Here is a 13991-nt window from a genome sequence, read left to right on the forward strand (position 1 = left end):
TTGTGTTATCGGGGGTAAACACTTAGTTTTACAAAATTAAACCAAACTTATAACGTTTAAAGTTAATACAACCATAAATTATCAAATACTAGCCAATGGAGGAGTATAATCCAAATAGACAAAGTGAACAGAAACTTAAAATCGCCGTTGCTGTATTGATTATTTTAGTAACAGCACTAGGGTTTTTATATTTCAGAGAACGACAGTTTAATAAAAGAAATGAAGAACTAGGTATTTTACACGCAAAGGACTTATTAGTCGCCACTACTAAATTAGACTCTATTGAAAACCAATTAAATACCAAAATAATTGAGATTAAACGGTTAGGAGGTGACGTAAGCGAGCTAGTTCGTGCTAAAGAACAATTGCAAAAAGACAAAATAGCCTTACAAAAATCAGAAGGATTTTCGATGAAAAGGTATGAGTCTAAAATCAAGAAGTATCTTACTTTACTCGGCGAAAAAGATAATGAGCTAATCAACCTAAGAAAAGAGAATGGTATTTTAGCAGCCATGAACGATTCGCTCAGCAAAGAGGCTCAGGCATTACTTCAAGACGTTACTTATGCCCAAAAAGCGCTGAACGATTCTGCCATCAATTATACGCTTCGCCAAAAAGAATTATCAGAAAGAAATAGAGAGTTATCCGAGAAGGTTTCGCAAGCATCTGCTTTGCATGCTGAAAGCATTAATGTGTATGCGATTTCTACCAAAGGAAAAGAAAGCGACGGGGGTGTATATAAATCAAAGAAGGTTGATAAAGTAAGAATCACCTTTTATTTGCAAGAAAATCCTTTGACAAATCGTGAAGCAAAAGTAATCTTTTTAAGAATTATCGACCCACAAGGACAGTCAATTGCTGATATGAGCACTGGTTCGGGGAGCTTTACTTATAAGAATAAAGAGGTTACCTATACTGCTAAACAGAAAATTGTTTACGATAATAGTCACCAATCTGTTGAGTTTGTATATAGCCGTGGACAAGCCTATAAAGAAGGCAGACACATCATAGAACTATACGCTGAAGGCTATAAAATAGGGGATGGCTTCTTTGAAGTAAAGTAATGAATAAAGGGATTTACTACGGTGAATCCCTTTAATTTTGGTATATAATATCATTTCTTCAAAGCCGAAGGCGTATAACCATATTTCTCTTTGAAAGCTTTGATAAAGTGAGACACACTTTCGTAGCCTATTTCCATACTGATTTCCGACACATTCTTCTCTGTTTTTTCAATCTGCAAACAAGCGTATTCTAGTCGTTTATTTTTTATCCACAAAGCAGGAGTCGTATTGAACTCTTGTTGAAAATCTCTTTTAAAAGCAGATAAACTTCTTCCTGAAAGCCTTGATAGTTCCTCTAACGACAGCGGTTTTAGATAATATGAATTCATCAAAAACGCCAAATCAGGCTTTTCCCCTTTATACAAGCTAAATAGGATAGATTTAAACTGTTTGGAATGGTCTATTTCTAGGATGTGCAAAAGTAACTCTTGAAGTTTTAGCCGTAAGAAATGATTCAAATACTGGGTTTCATGATGAAAATAAGGAAAGATGGATTCCGTAAATTTATCCAAACTCTCCGTGATTTCTAAGACCAATAGTTCATTAGTGTTGTTCCACATTCCTTGCAAAGTTTGGCTACGCTGATATTCTTCAAAGAGGTCTAAGTGTTGACTAACAAATTCCTTCAGAAGTTTTTCATTAAAGAAAAACACTAAGCTCCTATAGCTTGCGTCAATCGTTTCTTGCATCAGATAATACCCCCTCGGAATAAAAACAACACTGCCCTTGCGGACAAGGATAGTTTGGCTAGGTAAAGTAAAACGCTTTTCGCCATCTAGTACAAAAATCATGGCGTGTTCTTCAAAAAACACTTCGTTTTTTAGCGGTGGGTCTTGATCGCGATAAGCAACGAAGGTCATATCCTGAATTTTCAAGGACTGAAATTCACCAGCATGTATAAGGGAAGGGACTCTAATCATAGCAAAAATTTATACATTTCTTTTGGTATTTCAATGGTATTTAGACAGAAAAATTGCATCGCTATGACGCATTTTTTGCAATGTCCTGTCCTGAGGTTCAATCTTTGTTAATAGTTTTTAACTTTTTGAATGCAACATTCTGCATAAACTTTGCATCTTCTTAAAAAAATCATCAAAACACTAAACGCTATGATCTTTAAACCTACGTTATTTGTATTATTCCTACTTATTACCATTCAGACCTTCGGACAGTCAACTATCTCAGGAATAGTAGTTGACGAAAAAAAGCAAGCTGCTTCTTTTGCCAATATATTAATTTTGAACGAAAAAGATTCTACGATGCTAAAGGGAGCTGTGGCAGACGTCGATGGCAATTTTACCGTTTCACAAATCCCTCATAATTCCTATTTGTTATCTATTACGGCAATCGGATACAAAAAATATTATCAAAAAATTGATGTACGTGCTAATCTGAATGTTGGAAGTATTCAACTGGCGTTAGAGTCTAAAAACCTTGCAGAAGTAGAAGTAACCGTTAAGAAACAATTAATAGAACGAACGGGCGATAAAATGATTATGAATGTGGATGCTAGTCCTGTTACTTCTGGTTTGAACGGTTTAGAGCTGATGGAAAAAGTGCCGGGTGTTACGGTAGATAGAAATGCAGAGACGATTAAAGTAAATGGCAAAGCGGGGGTCATGGTGATGATTGATGATAGAAAAACCTATCTAAGCGAAGAGCAATTGGCCAATTTCTTGAAAACATTAAAAAGTGACGACATTGATAAAATAGAAGTAATCACAAACCCATCAGCCCGTTACGATGCCTCAGGTACTACGGCCATTATCAACATCAAAACCAAGAAAGGAAAGAATTTTGGGACTAATTACATCATTGATATGGGTGTTGGCTATAGTAATTATAAAGAATATGGTAGTTTCCCTAAAAACAGTCAGGGAATTACGATGAATGCTAAAAAAGGAAAATACACCGTTTATGCCAATCTTAGCCGAAATTATATGACTTGGCTAAATGCCGCCAATGAATACCAAGAATTATTTAAAGGAGACCAAGTTGTTGAAACACGTAAAAACGTTGGTAAATCTTTAGGAAGTGGCGAATCGTGGTCATCTAAATTTGCCTTTGACTATGACTTTAGCAAGAATACAAGCCTTGGCGTATCGTTACAAGGAGCTATTTCTGATAACCCCCTAGACAGAACGACCAACCAAGTTAATAAGCAAGAGAATGTAACTCAGTTGATAGAAATGATTCGTAACAGAGATTATACTAATAAAAACTTCTTGATTAATACCCATTGGAAACAAAATTTTGATACATCAGGAACAGTGCTGAATGTTGATTTTGATATAATTGTAAACAGAACAAAATCCAATGATCGCTTTCAAACATCTACGGTATTTGAAAGTCAAACAGATTTGGTGAAAAACCAAATTATTGCTCCTGATAACGCATTGACTTATGTTTTTAAAGCAGATTTTGTTAAAAACCTTACTAAAAAAGTAAAGCTAGAGACTGGGCTTAAAACAAGTTTTTCGGATAATGAAAAAGACTTTAACGACAATTTTAGAGATAATGGCACATTAGTAAACTCTTATTTCCGTTTTAGACAAAATATCTATGCAGGGTATTTTATGCTAAACGCTGAACTAAGTAAAACCCTGAACTTACAACTAGGTTTAAGAGGAGAACAAACTGATAATTCAGGAAAAGATAGAGATGGAGTTCAGCTTTCAGCACAAAATTATTTTAACCTGTTTCCTACTCTTTCATTAAATAAAAAAGTAACGAAAGACTATGCCATTTCTTTTGGGTTTTCTAGAAGAATTAACAGACCAGATGCTAACAATTATAATACATTCAATCGTTTCTTTTCGCCACAACAATATTCAAGAGGTAATCCAAATTTGTTACCATCTATCCAAAACAAAGTTTCTTTGACACACACTATTAAAGATGCTTTTAGCTTTAGTTTTGATTATGTAAAGATAGACCAGTTTTTTTCAGATGTTTATGACCTCGATACTACTTTTATTACAGGACGCAGGTATATCCGCGAATCTGTTGAAAACGTAAATGGGAAAATATCATGGTGGAGTTTCAGTACATCATTACCATTTAATTTGACCAAATGGTGGAATGTTAATATCAACATTTGGAGTGGTATTAATGTGTATAATTATCAAAGAGAAAAGGCTGTAGTAGATGTCAATCAGTTTTATAGCGGGATTTATCTTCAACAAACATTTACGCTTAATAAAACACTTTCTGCGGAAATTTCAGGTTATATAAATTCAGGTGAAACATGGGGTTTTGAAACTAGCAAAGCTCAAGGTGCTTTCGATTTAGGTATCAAGAAATTCCTGTGGGATAAAAAAGGTACCTTGAAGATTTCTATCCAAGACCCTGCTGACTTGAACCGTTATAAAAATGTAGCCCGCACGACCGAGTTGACTTCTGCAGGGGAGTACCGTTGGGATAACCGTAGACTAAGAATCAATTTTACGTATAATTTTGGTAATACCAATGTAAAAGTCAATCAGCGCCCAAGCGATAATGGTAATGATGGGGGTGGGTCTAGAGGCAGAAATTAATCGAAATATTTTGCTTTAATCTTGCGTTCCCAATCTATATCTTCTAACTTCAACATTCACAGAGAAATTGCTGATTTTCAGTTTTTTCTCTGTGAATTTTTTTATACTCAAAGCTATGGAAACTCTTCAATTAACCATCCAGCATCATATTGCTCATCTTGTTATCAATCGTCCAGATAAAGCCAATGCACTCAATCAAACGGCGTGGAATGAAATTTTGAATGTATTTACTGAACTCGATGAAAACCCAGAAGTAAGGGTGATTGTCTTGGAAGGAGGTACAAGCAAGCATTTTTGTGCAGGAATTGATTTAAGCTTGCTAATGTCAGTTACGCAAACACAAATACCTTGTGATGCTCGGCGAAGAGAAAAAATACGTAAAGATATTTTAAGCCTACAAGCACCTATCAATGCCATTGAAAATTGCTCAAAACCAGTTTTAGCAGCTATTCACGGAGGTTGTATTGGCGGAGGAGTAGATTTGATTTGTGCGTGCGATATGCGCTATTGTACAGATGATGCTTTTTTCACGATTAAAGAAATTGACATGGGGATGGTAGCAGATTTAGGTACTTTGCAAAGATTGCCCAAACTCATTAGTGATGGCTTAGTACGAGAAATGGCATACACAGGTAGAAATGTAGACGGCAAAGAGGCTAAAGAAATTGGGATAGTAAACCGCACCTTTGGCGATAAAGAAACGATGTTGGTGGAAGTAATGAAATTAGCAGAAACAATAGCACAGAAATCTCCTGTTGCTATCAGAGGAACTAAGCATATTTTATTACATACGCGTGACCATTCAGTAGCCGATGGACTAAATTATATGGCTACTTGGAATGCAGGAATGTTACTTTCTGCCGATTTACAAGAAGCTTTTGAGGCTAAAATGACAAAAAGAGCGACGAAATTTGAAAATTGAATAATAATGTACTCCATATACCTTAGTATATTTGTGAAGAATTGACAGACAAGGCTTTTACGCCAACAACTTATGCTAACGAAGTTACAAATAAAAAACTATGCTTTAATTGAGCATCTCGTACTAACCCCTGATGTTGCCTTGAACATTGTTACAGGCGAAACGGGTGCGGGAAAGTCTATTATGTTGGGTGCCATAGGATTGTTATTGGGCAATCGTGCTGATACTCGTACACTTTTTAATCCTAACGAAAAATGTATCATCGAGGGCGAATTTGATGTTTCTGGCTATATTATCAAGAATATTTTTGAAGAAGAAGAGTTGGATTATGATGAACATTGCGTGATTCGCCGTGAGATTTCCCCACAAGGCAAAACCCGCGCTTTTGTCAATGATACGCCTGTAAATTTGGAGACACTTCGCAGAGTAGCCACCCAATTGATGGATGTGCATTCACAACATGATAATTTACTATTGGGTGCCAACGACTATCAGCTAGAAATTGTAGATACTTTTGCACAAAATCATGAATTGCTAGATACCTACAAAAAGGATTATCAGGCTTTTTATAAGGCACAAAGAGTATATGACCAACTGAAAATTGAAGCGAAAGAAAGTAAAAAAGAGTTTGACTATAATGCATTCCTGTTAGATGAATTGCAAAAAATCAAACTAAAAGCTGGCGAATTAGAAGTATTAGAACAAGAGTTAAATAAGCTAGAGAATGCGGAGGACGTAAAGTCAAAGTTACTATTATCAGCCGAGTATCTTAATGCAACTGAACAATCAATCATTCCATTGTTGACTTCAACGTTAGCGAATTTGAATAGCATCAGTGCTTTTGGGGAACAATATTTACAATTAAAGCAACGTCTGCAAAGTTGCTTGATTGAGCTAAAGGACATAGCAGTAGAAGTAGAAAATGAGGCAGAAGAGGTAGAATTAGACAACGAAAAAATTGCTACTATTCAGCAACGCCTTGATATTATCTACAACCTTTTACAAAAGCATCAAGTAAAAACAGATGTTGAATTGTTGATTATTCAGAAAGAGTTAGAGCAAAAAGTAAATAAGGTACTGAATATCGACGAAGCCCTTGAAACGGCAAAAGGCGAGGTAGAGAAAACGGAAAAACAAGTATTAAAAAGTGCTGAGGCTTTGTCAGCATCAAGACTTTCGGCTTTGCCTATCATCGAAAAACAAATAGCTGATTTGTTGAAAGACCTAGGAATGCCTAATGCTAGCTTGAAAATAGAAAATGAAATCATCAAGCCTTCGCCAATGGGGATTAATGTGATTAATCTATTATTCTCAGCCAATAAAGGCGTTAAGCCACAACCTATCAAAAATGTAGCCTCTGGTGGGGAATTTAGCCGTTTGATGTTGGCGATAAAATATATATTGGCTAATAAACGAGCATTACCAACGATTATTTTTGATGAAATTGATACAGGAATCTCTGGTGAAGTATCCATAAAAGTGGGTAATATGATGCGGGAAATGAGCCGGAATCACCAATTAATAGCCATTACCCATCTTCACCAAATTGCAGCACAAGGGTCAGCACACTATTTTGTGTATAAAGATAATTCTTCAGACAGAACCGTTTCAAGAATTAGAAAATTGACTAGCGAGGAGCGAGTAATGGAAATAGCCCAAATGATTGGAGGCGAAAACCCATCCAGAGCAATTGTTGAAAATGCTCGTGAAATATTAGGCAAACACCTTGTCAGCTAAAAATATTGACACAACTAAACGTTAAGACTTAAAAGTTTGTTATAAAAATATCGCATTTCATACTAAACTGAAAACCATCAATATGAAGAAAATACTGTTGCCAATTTTAATGCTACCGTTTGTTTTTGCCTGCTCGAAGTCAGAAGACAAACAAAAAAAGATGATTGATGAAGTAATGGCTGTTCATGATGAAGTAATGCCCAAAATGGATGAAATTATGACTTTAAAAGGACAGCTAGATTCTGTTGCCAAAGTATCACCTGATTCCCTAAAAGCAAAAGACCTGTATGTAGCCTTGGATTCTGCGGATGTGCAGATGATGAATTGGATGGAGAAATATAACCCAGAAGAGGTAAAAGGTAAATCGGAGGAAGTAGTAGTAAAATATTACGAGGAAGAGAAAAACAAAATTATAAAAGTAAAAGAGTTAACTAATGCTAGTATAGAAGAAGCAAAAGCTTTTTTGAAAAAATAGCACTCGTGCTTGCAAATTATTATGAAGGTAAATGTTGTTCAGTCTTTGTCAGTAATCTTTTTAATTGTGGCTTTAGCGAGTTGTAGTAAAGCGCCTAAAGAATTACCTTATTTAGGTAATAAAGAACCTATTAAAAAAGTGGTTGATGGTGGTAAAGAAGTAGTTGATACGCTTTATCATACCATTCCAGATTTTGAATTTATCAATCAAGACTCTGTGAAAATTACACAAGAGTTTGTTGCAGGCAAAATTTATATAGCAGATTTCTTTTTTACGACTTGCCCTACCATTTGCCCAAAAATGAAAACGCAGATGTTAAGGATTTATGAAAAGTATAAGGATAATCCTAACGTAGTATTATTGTCGCATTCTATTGACCCACGTCATGATACCCCTGCTGTTTTAAAAGAGTTTAGAAGTAATTTAGGCATCAAAGGCAATAGTTGGCAAATGGTTACGGGCGATAAAGCTAAGATATACGAAATCGGACAAAAAAGCTATATGGTATCAGCCGCCGATGACCCTACACAGCCCGGTGGCGTAGTACATAGCGGAGCCTTCATTTTAGTAGATAAAAATCGTCATATTCGTGGCCTTTATGATGGAACTGTCGCTGCAAAAGTAGATAATTTGATGGAGGATATGGAGATACTTTTAAAAGAAACAAGTTCAAATAAATAATTACATTATTGAAACACATTTTGATGTCAACCCGATATATTACCCATAAATTAGGTTTTGCTTTGTGCTTAATTACCTTGTTTGCCATGACTGCTTGTGATAGCAAAGAGGAGATTAAACGAAAACAGTATTTTGTTGATGGACAGGCTTTGTATAAAATGCACTGTGCGAACTGTCACCAAGAAAAAGGAGAAGGCTTGGCAGGATTGTATCCGCCGATTGCAGGTTCTGACTTTTTGACCAAGAATAAAGAATTAGTACTGTGTTCGATGCGAAATGGTTTAATGGATACCATTGTAGTAAATGGCAAAACTTATCATCAACCAATGCCTGCTAATACGCAATTACAAGCACTAGATGTAGCCGAAATAGCAACGTTTATTTATAATGAATGGGGTGGCGAAAAAACGATAACTAATGTAAAAGATGTTGAGAAGATATTAAAGACCTGTAAAAATAAGGTAGAATAAACAAAAGAGGCGATGTTCAATACATCGCCTCTTTTGTTTATGGCAAACTATTCACCTTAACTGTACCAGTTACTTTTCTAATAGTATATTCTGTAAAATCCTGATTTGAATCCATTCCTATGCCATGTAATATATTTTCAGGGGTTTTTACATCAACGGGCTTATCTGTATAAATCCTCTTGGTATCTGGGTTCCAGTATAGTTCGTCGGTAGCTAAGGTCTCGTGTTTTATCTGGTTGTTGATTAGTACCCTTCCCATGATGTGGTACACATTCCTAATACGAATATACCTTGCTGAATCACTCCTCAAAGTAGTACTATTATTCCCCAGTTTATCAAAAAAGAAAACCCTTACTTCATTAGGATACACCTTATCTTCATTCGGCATTGTTAATTGACTTTCTGTTGACATTCTAACAACTAATCTGGCAGAATCTGAATAAACCATGTTTACACCATATATTTCAGACAGAGGGCCATTATACAGCTTTTTGACGATTTCTTTTTTCTCTTCATAGCAAGCTGTTAGGAAAATACTCAATAAACCAATAAAGACGAATAAAAATGGGCGTAAAACAGATTTGACAACCCTTGTCTGAGTTGTCAAATCTGGAAATAGCTTCATGTATATTTTTAATTGATTCATACAATTAGAATAATTAATCAATTTTTGGTTTACGGAACCAGTAAAAATCACCTAATGAGAAGCCAACAACTACTTTGCTATATTGCTCTTCTAAGCCGTTACTCGAAAGTACTCCTCTTTTCCCTCTAACAAAAGCAATGTTTACGTAAGAAATAGTACGCAAAGGCAACGATACTCCTACAGAAAAGCTCATGTCTTTGGCCGCTTCATTACCATTATAGCTATAAGGAGATTGTGTATAGTTAGCTCCTACACGATACATTACATGATTGAAATAACCAGAAATAGCATCAAACTTTGGAATATACTCAGCACCAACAGCTACAGTATAAGCATCTCTAAGACCTTCCGATGAGCCATTTAAGTTTTTATAGCCAGTCCATTTTGTAGTAGAGTAATCTAATGAAACCACTAATTTTCCTGGTTTTTCAAGGCTAACACCAAATTTATAATTGGCTGGAAGCGTTATACTTGCATTCGGGTTTGATAGGGTATCAGCATTAATAAGGGTAATGCCCGTGGCATCATAAATATCGAATCCTCCAAGATTCTTTAAACCAATCTTTTGGGCAAATTCAGCTGTTGCTCCCACATTCAAAAAATACTCTTTGCTGATTTTTGGTCTCCAAAGGTAGCCTAATTTAAAGTGGACACTTGAGTAATTAGAACGGTTAAAATATTTTACCTGATAATTTTGTCCGTCAGTAAGATTTTGTGTAGTAATATCCCGGTTGATTACACCGAATAAATAAGAGGTTTCAAGCCCCACATACATATTTTTAGTAATCCTTACACCATTGCTAACAATCGCTTTATTAAGACCACCATCACCATTGTAAGTAGTTGTCGAGCTGTCTGTTCCAATTACGTTAAGTTTTCTAGAAGTAACAGTTTTATACTCTACGTTAGAGTAAGGTGTTAAACCCAATGCTAATGTCCAACGTGGTGAGGCAGGTAAAGATAACATTACAGGGCCTAAAGTTCCGTTATAGGTATTAGAACGTTGTTTGCCATCTTGCATCGCTTTGAATTCGGTATTTACACCCATTTCAAAAACAGTATAGCGGTTTCGTGCTAACATGGCTGGGTTCAATGTATTTACATAAATACCATTAGAACTAGCAACACCTAAGCCACCCGACATTGAACTTACTGCTGTTCCACCATTGTAAACCTCACCAATTCCTAAGAATGAAAATGGAGAATTTGTTTGTTGAGCTTGTATTGAATGAAATGCCAAAAGGCAAGAAACAGCCAAAAATAAACGAGAGAACGACTTGAATAGGAACTTAGCAGAAAATGCTTGATTGTAACTTTTTCTATTTACAACCCTTGAAGGGATTGTTGCTCGCATAAAATTTGAAATACTATTTATTTTGTTCGACATTATATTCTAAAATTCTGTTAAGTCCAATCAGCACCAACTCTGGAATTACAAAGTTCGGGTATTTTATGCGGTTTGCAAAGAATGTAGCATCTCCGCCACATAAAATGACGTTAATTTTTGTTAAAAGCTTGTTATATTCTTCAATAAATCCATTAATCTCAGCAGTTATGCCGTTCATTACGCCACTTTGCATGGCATGGGCTGTACTTTTTCCCAAAATAATAGGGGCTTCTGCTGGTTCTAATAACGGCAAACGTTTCGTAAAAGTATTCATAGCAGTAAAACGCATCCGTACGCCAGGAGAGATAATGCCGCCATGAAAATTTTCTTCAATATCAACCAAATCGTAAGTAATACAAGTCCCCATGTCGATAATCATGGCATTGTTTTCAGGGAAAACCACTCTGGCACCAATCGCCGCAGCAATGCGGTCGGCTCCAAGGGTTTCGGGCGTATCATACAATTTAGTGATGGGTACAGGCGTGGTATTTTTTAAAAATAATAATTTAGCCTCAATATTATCAAAATCCTGCCTTAATTGCTCCTCTGAATAACTAACTGTTGAAATAATAATATTGCTTGGCTTCAAGTGTGTTACATATTCCAATAATGCCTGATATGTAAAAGAGCCTTTTGTTTCTATCAGTTTTCCTTGTTCAAAAAGACCAATTTTAGCAAAAGTGTTTCCTAAATCTATAGCTAAATTCATATAAAATAGAAGGTAAAAAATTGCCTTAGGAATAATTTTTTCACATAAAAGTGAAAGTACATCGTTTAAAATAAAAGCAAATTTTACAATTTTGGGAACGAGTTTTTAAAATTCTTGTGTTCACTCCAAAAGATGATTACCATCTTTGCAGAAAAAAAAATAAATATTATGGAATTCTTAGAGTCTGAAATTCTTGAAAATAAAGTTAATGATATTCTCTGGTTTATTGGAATTATAATTGTTGGCCTATTAATAAAGCGTTTGTTGTCCATATCGTTAAGTAAAATACTTTATCGTTTTATTAGGCACGATAAAGTATCTTTTCATACTTGTATTGAGATGCTCAGAAAGCCCGTCGAGCTTTTTATCATTCTATTGATGGTTTATATTGCTTTTCAATACCTACACTTTCCTACTTCTTGGAATTTGGTTGCTAGAGAAACATTTGGACTGAGAATGGTAGTATTGAAATGTTATCAATGTATCCTGATTTTCTCTATTTCTTGGATTCTGATTCGATTGATAAAATTCATTGCCTTGATTTTTCAAGAACGTGCCGCACTGACAGAAACTAAGCTAGACGACCAGTTTGTGCCTTTCTTCAAAGATTTGGCCATTGTGACGTTATCTGTTACTACCTTCTTTACCATGCTCGGGATTGTCTTCAAGATAGATGTAGTGGCTTTGGTTACAGGGCTTGGTATTGGGGGGTTAGCTATTGCCTTGGCAGCCAAAGAAACCTTGGAAAACTTGTTTGCGTCATTAATGCTTTTTATGGATTTGCCTTTTGTGGTTGGCGATAATATCCAAATAGATAAGGTAACGGGTGATGTCGAAAAAATTGGCTTTAGGAGTACTCGAGTAAAAACGGTAGACGGTAGTGTCGTTACGATTCCTAACCGCCTACTTACTGCTCAAGCGTTAGAGAACATGAGTACCCGACAATTCCGCAGGGTAAAATCATCAATCAGACTTCAACAGGATACGCCTGCTGATACCATTCAAAAAATTGTATCTGAGATTCAGGAAACAGTAATGGCTCATAAAAATATCTATACTCCAGACCCTGGCGTTACTCGTTTTGATGGTATTGGTGATGGTTCATTAGACATTCAGGTGGCTTACAATGTTGATAGCAACAACGTGGTTATTTTAAACACTACTCGCGAAGAAATTAATTATAAAATTGTAGATATCGTAGAAAGAAACGGAGCAAAGTTCGCTAATCCTGTTGGCAGGCTATAATTTGGAATAATATTTTTTATAGATAGCATTGTGTTTTTTGTATATTTGCACAACTAACTGTTTATAAATAATATACTATCTTAATGAAAAAAAAATTAACCACATTGCTTACCGTTGTTACAATGTCAACAATTCATGCCCAAAAAGTTTATCCAACACTAGGAAAAATCACTCAGTTTGATGCCACACTTGGAAGTTTACTTCCAGTGGATTCAAGAATTGAAATTTTGTCATCAGGCTATGTCTGGTCTGAAGGACCTATCTGGAATAAAAAAGGTAAGTATTTACTATTTTCAGATGTTCCTGCTAATACTATTTTTAAATGGGATGAATCAGAAGGAGCGACAGTTTTTTTATCGCCTTCTGGCTATACAGGCTTAGGAGAATATAGTGACGAACCTGGGAGTAATGGATTGACGATTAATAAAAAAGGCGAATTAGTAGCCTGTGAACACGGTGACCGCAGGGTATCATCAATGTCGCTAACTAAAGGTGGTAAAAGAACATTGGCTGATAATTATCAAGGGAAAAGGTTTAATAGTCCTAACGATGTAGTACAGCATTCAGGCGGAGCTTATTATTTTACAGATCCCCCTTATGGATTGGCTAAAAAAGATAAAGACCCAAGTAGAGAACTTGAATTTGGCGTCTATCGTATTGGTACAGATGGTGAAGTAACATTGGTCGCTAATGATTTGATTAGACCAAATGGTTTAGCATTTTCGCCAGATGAAAAGACTTTATATGTTGCACAGTCACATGAAGACAGTGCCATTTATATGGCTTATCCAGTAAATGCAGATGGAAGTTTGGGCAAAGGGAGCATCTTTTTTGATGCAACCTCGATGGTGAAAAATGAGCAATTAACAGGTCTGCCAGATGGCATGAAAATAGACAAAAAAGGTAATTTGTTTGCTACTGGCCCTGGTGGAGTATTGATTATATCTCCAGCAGGAAAACTGTTGGGAAGAATAGAACTGGGAGGTGGTATCCCTACATCCAATTGTGCTTGGGGAGACGATGGCTCAACGCTTTATATTACAGCAGATATGTATCTATGTAGAGTGAAGACCTTGACTACAGGAGTTGGGTTTTAGCTCTTTAGCTGTGAGCTTTGAG

General features: G+C 35.8%; 13 protein-coding genes. 9 read left to right on the top strand and 4 right to left on the bottom strand.

The window, feature by feature from the left end; genetic code table 11:
- Positions 1-95 precede the first annotated feature (95 nt).
- The gene (locus J2Y60_RS06225; RefSeq protein WP_309914899.1) at positions 96-1064 is read left to right on the top strand and encodes a hypothetical protein; all 969 of its coding nucleotides are present in this window, start codon (positions 96-98) and stop codon (positions 1062-1064) included.
- 50 nt (positions 1065-1114) lie between these two features.
- Here the strand turns inward: J2Y60_RS06225 and J2Y60_RS06230 are convergent, their stop codons facing one another.
- Entirely contained in the window at positions 1115-1984 is an 870-nt protein-coding gene (locus tag J2Y60_RS06230; protein ID WP_309914901.1) for an AraC family transcriptional regulator, read from the bottom strand.
- A gap of 189 nt (positions 1985-2173) precedes the next feature.
- On the opposite strand from J2Y60_RS06230, the gene J2Y60_RS06235 reads away from it, so the two are divergent.
- The 6 genes from J2Y60_RS06235 (at position 2174) to J2Y60_RS06260 (ending at position 8885) form a co-directional block, all read left to right on the top strand.
- Positions 2174-4600 (top strand): outer membrane beta-barrel family protein, encoded by a 2427-nt coding sequence (locus J2Y60_RS06235; protein ID WP_309914903.1) that lies wholly within the window; start codon positions 2174-2176, stop codon positions 4598-4600.
- A gap of 115 nt (positions 4601-4715) precedes the next feature.
- Complete coding sequence (locus tag J2Y60_RS06240; protein WP_309914906.1) at positions 4716-5522, top strand: crotonase/enoyl-CoA hydratase family protein; 807 nt, start codon at positions 4716-4718, stop codon at positions 5520-5522.
- Between the two features lie 72 nt (positions 5523-5594).
- Entirely contained in the window at positions 5595-7259 is a 1665-nt protein-coding gene (gene recN, locus J2Y60_RS06245) for a DNA repair protein RecN (RefSeq protein WP_309914909.1), read from the top strand.
- Positions 7260-7341: 82 nt separating this feature from the next.
- Positions 7342-7734, top strand: a complete 393-nt coding sequence (locus J2Y60_RS06250; RefSeq protein WP_309914911.1) for a hypothetical protein — start codon at positions 7342-7344, stop codon at positions 7732-7734.
- A gap of 21 nt (positions 7735-7755) precedes the next feature.
- Positions 7756-8415, top strand: coding sequence for an SCO family protein (locus tag J2Y60_RS06255; protein ID WP_309914914.1), 660 nt, complete (start codon positions 7756-7758; stop codon positions 8413-8415).
- 23 nt (positions 8416-8438) lie between these two features.
- Positions 8439-8885: a cytochrome c gene (locus J2Y60_RS06260; protein WP_309914917.1), complete on the top strand. Its 447-nt coding sequence runs from the start codon at positions 8439-8441 to the stop codon at positions 8883-8885.
- A gap of 37 nt (positions 8886-8922) precedes the next feature.
- Here J2Y60_RS06260 and lptC read toward each other — a convergent pair whose 3' ends face one another.
- From lptC to J2Y60_RS06275, 3 genes are read right to left on the bottom strand one after another with little or no spacing between them, the layout of a single operon-like run.
- Positions 8923-9531, bottom strand: coding sequence for an LPS export ABC transporter periplasmic protein LptC (gene lptC, locus J2Y60_RS06265; protein ID WP_309914921.1), 609 nt, complete (start codon positions 9529-9531; stop codon positions 8923-8925).
- A gap of 13 nt (positions 9532-9544) precedes the next feature.
- On the bottom strand, positions 9545-10885 hold the full coding sequence (locus tag J2Y60_RS06270) for a hypothetical protein (RefSeq protein ID WP_309914924.1): 1341 nt from the start codon (positions 10883-10885) through the stop codon (positions 9545-9547).
- A gap of 13 nt (positions 10886-10898) precedes the next feature.
- Positions 10899-11627, bottom strand: a complete 729-nt coding sequence (locus tag J2Y60_RS06275) for a type III pantothenate kinase (RefSeq protein ID WP_309914927.1) — start codon at positions 11625-11627, stop codon at positions 10899-10901.
- 168 nt (positions 11628-11795) lie between these two features.
- Here J2Y60_RS06275 and J2Y60_RS06280 point away from each other — a divergent pair, with 168 nt between their 5' ends.
- Together J2Y60_RS06280 and J2Y60_RS06285 are read left to right on the top strand one after the other, a co-directional pair.
- Positions 11796-12872: a mechanosensitive ion channel family protein gene (locus tag J2Y60_RS06280; protein WP_309914930.1), complete on the top strand. Its 1077-nt coding sequence runs from the start codon at positions 11796-11798 to the stop codon at positions 12870-12872.
- 83 nt (positions 12873-12955) lie between these two features.
- Positions 12956-13969 carry an SMP-30/gluconolactonase/LRE family protein gene (locus J2Y60_RS06285; protein WP_309914932.1) on the top strand — a complete coding sequence of 338 codons (1014 nt, stop codon included), beginning with the start codon at positions 12956-12958 and terminating at the stop codon, positions 13967-13969.
- Positions 13970-13991 lie beyond the last annotated feature (22 nt).

The organism is Arcicella sp. BE140 (assembly GCF_031456255.1).
Classification (GTDB): Bacteria; Bacteroidota; Bacteroidia; order Cytophagales; family Spirosomataceae; genus Arcicella; species Arcicella aquatica.

What these genes read in the sequence shown, in the direction of transcription:
- J2Y60_RS06240 (WP_309914906.1), top strand. Translation starts at nt 4,716, where the DNA reads ATGGAAACTCTTCAATTAACCATCCAGCATCATATTGCTCATCTTGTT.
- J2Y60_RS06230 (WP_309914901.1), bottom strand. Translation starts at nt 1,984, where the DNA reads ATGATTAGAGTCCCTTCCCTTATACATGCTGGTGAATTTCAGTCCTTG.
- J2Y60_RS06260 (WP_309914917.1), top strand. Translation starts at nt 8,439, where the DNA reads ATGTCAACCCGATATATTACCCATAAATTAGGTTTTGCTTTGTGCTTA.
- J2Y60_RS06255 (WP_309914914.1), top strand. Translation starts at nt 7,756, where the DNA reads ATGAAGGTAAATGTTGTTCAGTCTTTGTCAGTAATCTTTTTAATTGTG.
- J2Y60_RS06285 (WP_309914932.1), top strand. Translation starts at nt 12,956, where the DNA reads ATGAAAAAAAAATTAACCACATTGCTTACCGTTGTTACAATGTCAACA.
- J2Y60_RS06280 (WP_309914930.1), top strand. Translation starts at nt 11,796, where the DNA reads ATGGAATTCTTAGAGTCTGAAATTCTTGAAAATAAAGTTAATGATATT.
- lptC (WP_309914921.1), bottom strand. Translation starts at nt 9,531, where the DNA reads ATGAATCAATTAAAAATATACATGAAGCTATTTCCAGATTTGACAACT.
- recN (WP_309914909.1), top strand. Translation starts at nt 5,595, where the DNA reads ATGCTAACGAAGTTACAAATAAAAAACTATGCTTTAATTGAGCATCTC.
- J2Y60_RS06250 (WP_309914911.1), top strand. Translation starts at nt 7,342, where the DNA reads ATGAAGAAAATACTGTTGCCAATTTTAATGCTACCGTTTGTTTTTGCC.
- J2Y60_RS06225 (WP_309914899.1), top strand. Translation starts at nt 96, where the DNA reads ATGGAGGAGTATAATCCAAATAGACAAAGTGAACAGAAACTTAAAATC.
- J2Y60_RS06270 (WP_309914924.1), bottom strand. Translation starts at nt 10,885, where the DNA reads ATGCGAGCAACAATCCCTTCAAGGGTTGTAAATAGAAAAAGTTACAAT.
- J2Y60_RS06235 (WP_309914903.1), top strand. Translation starts at nt 2,174, where the DNA reads ATGATCTTTAAACCTACGTTATTTGTATTATTCCTACTTATTACCATT.
- J2Y60_RS06275 (WP_309914927.1), bottom strand. Translation starts at nt 11,627, where the DNA reads ATGAATTTAGCTATAGATTTAGGAAACACTTTTGCTAAAATTGGTCTT.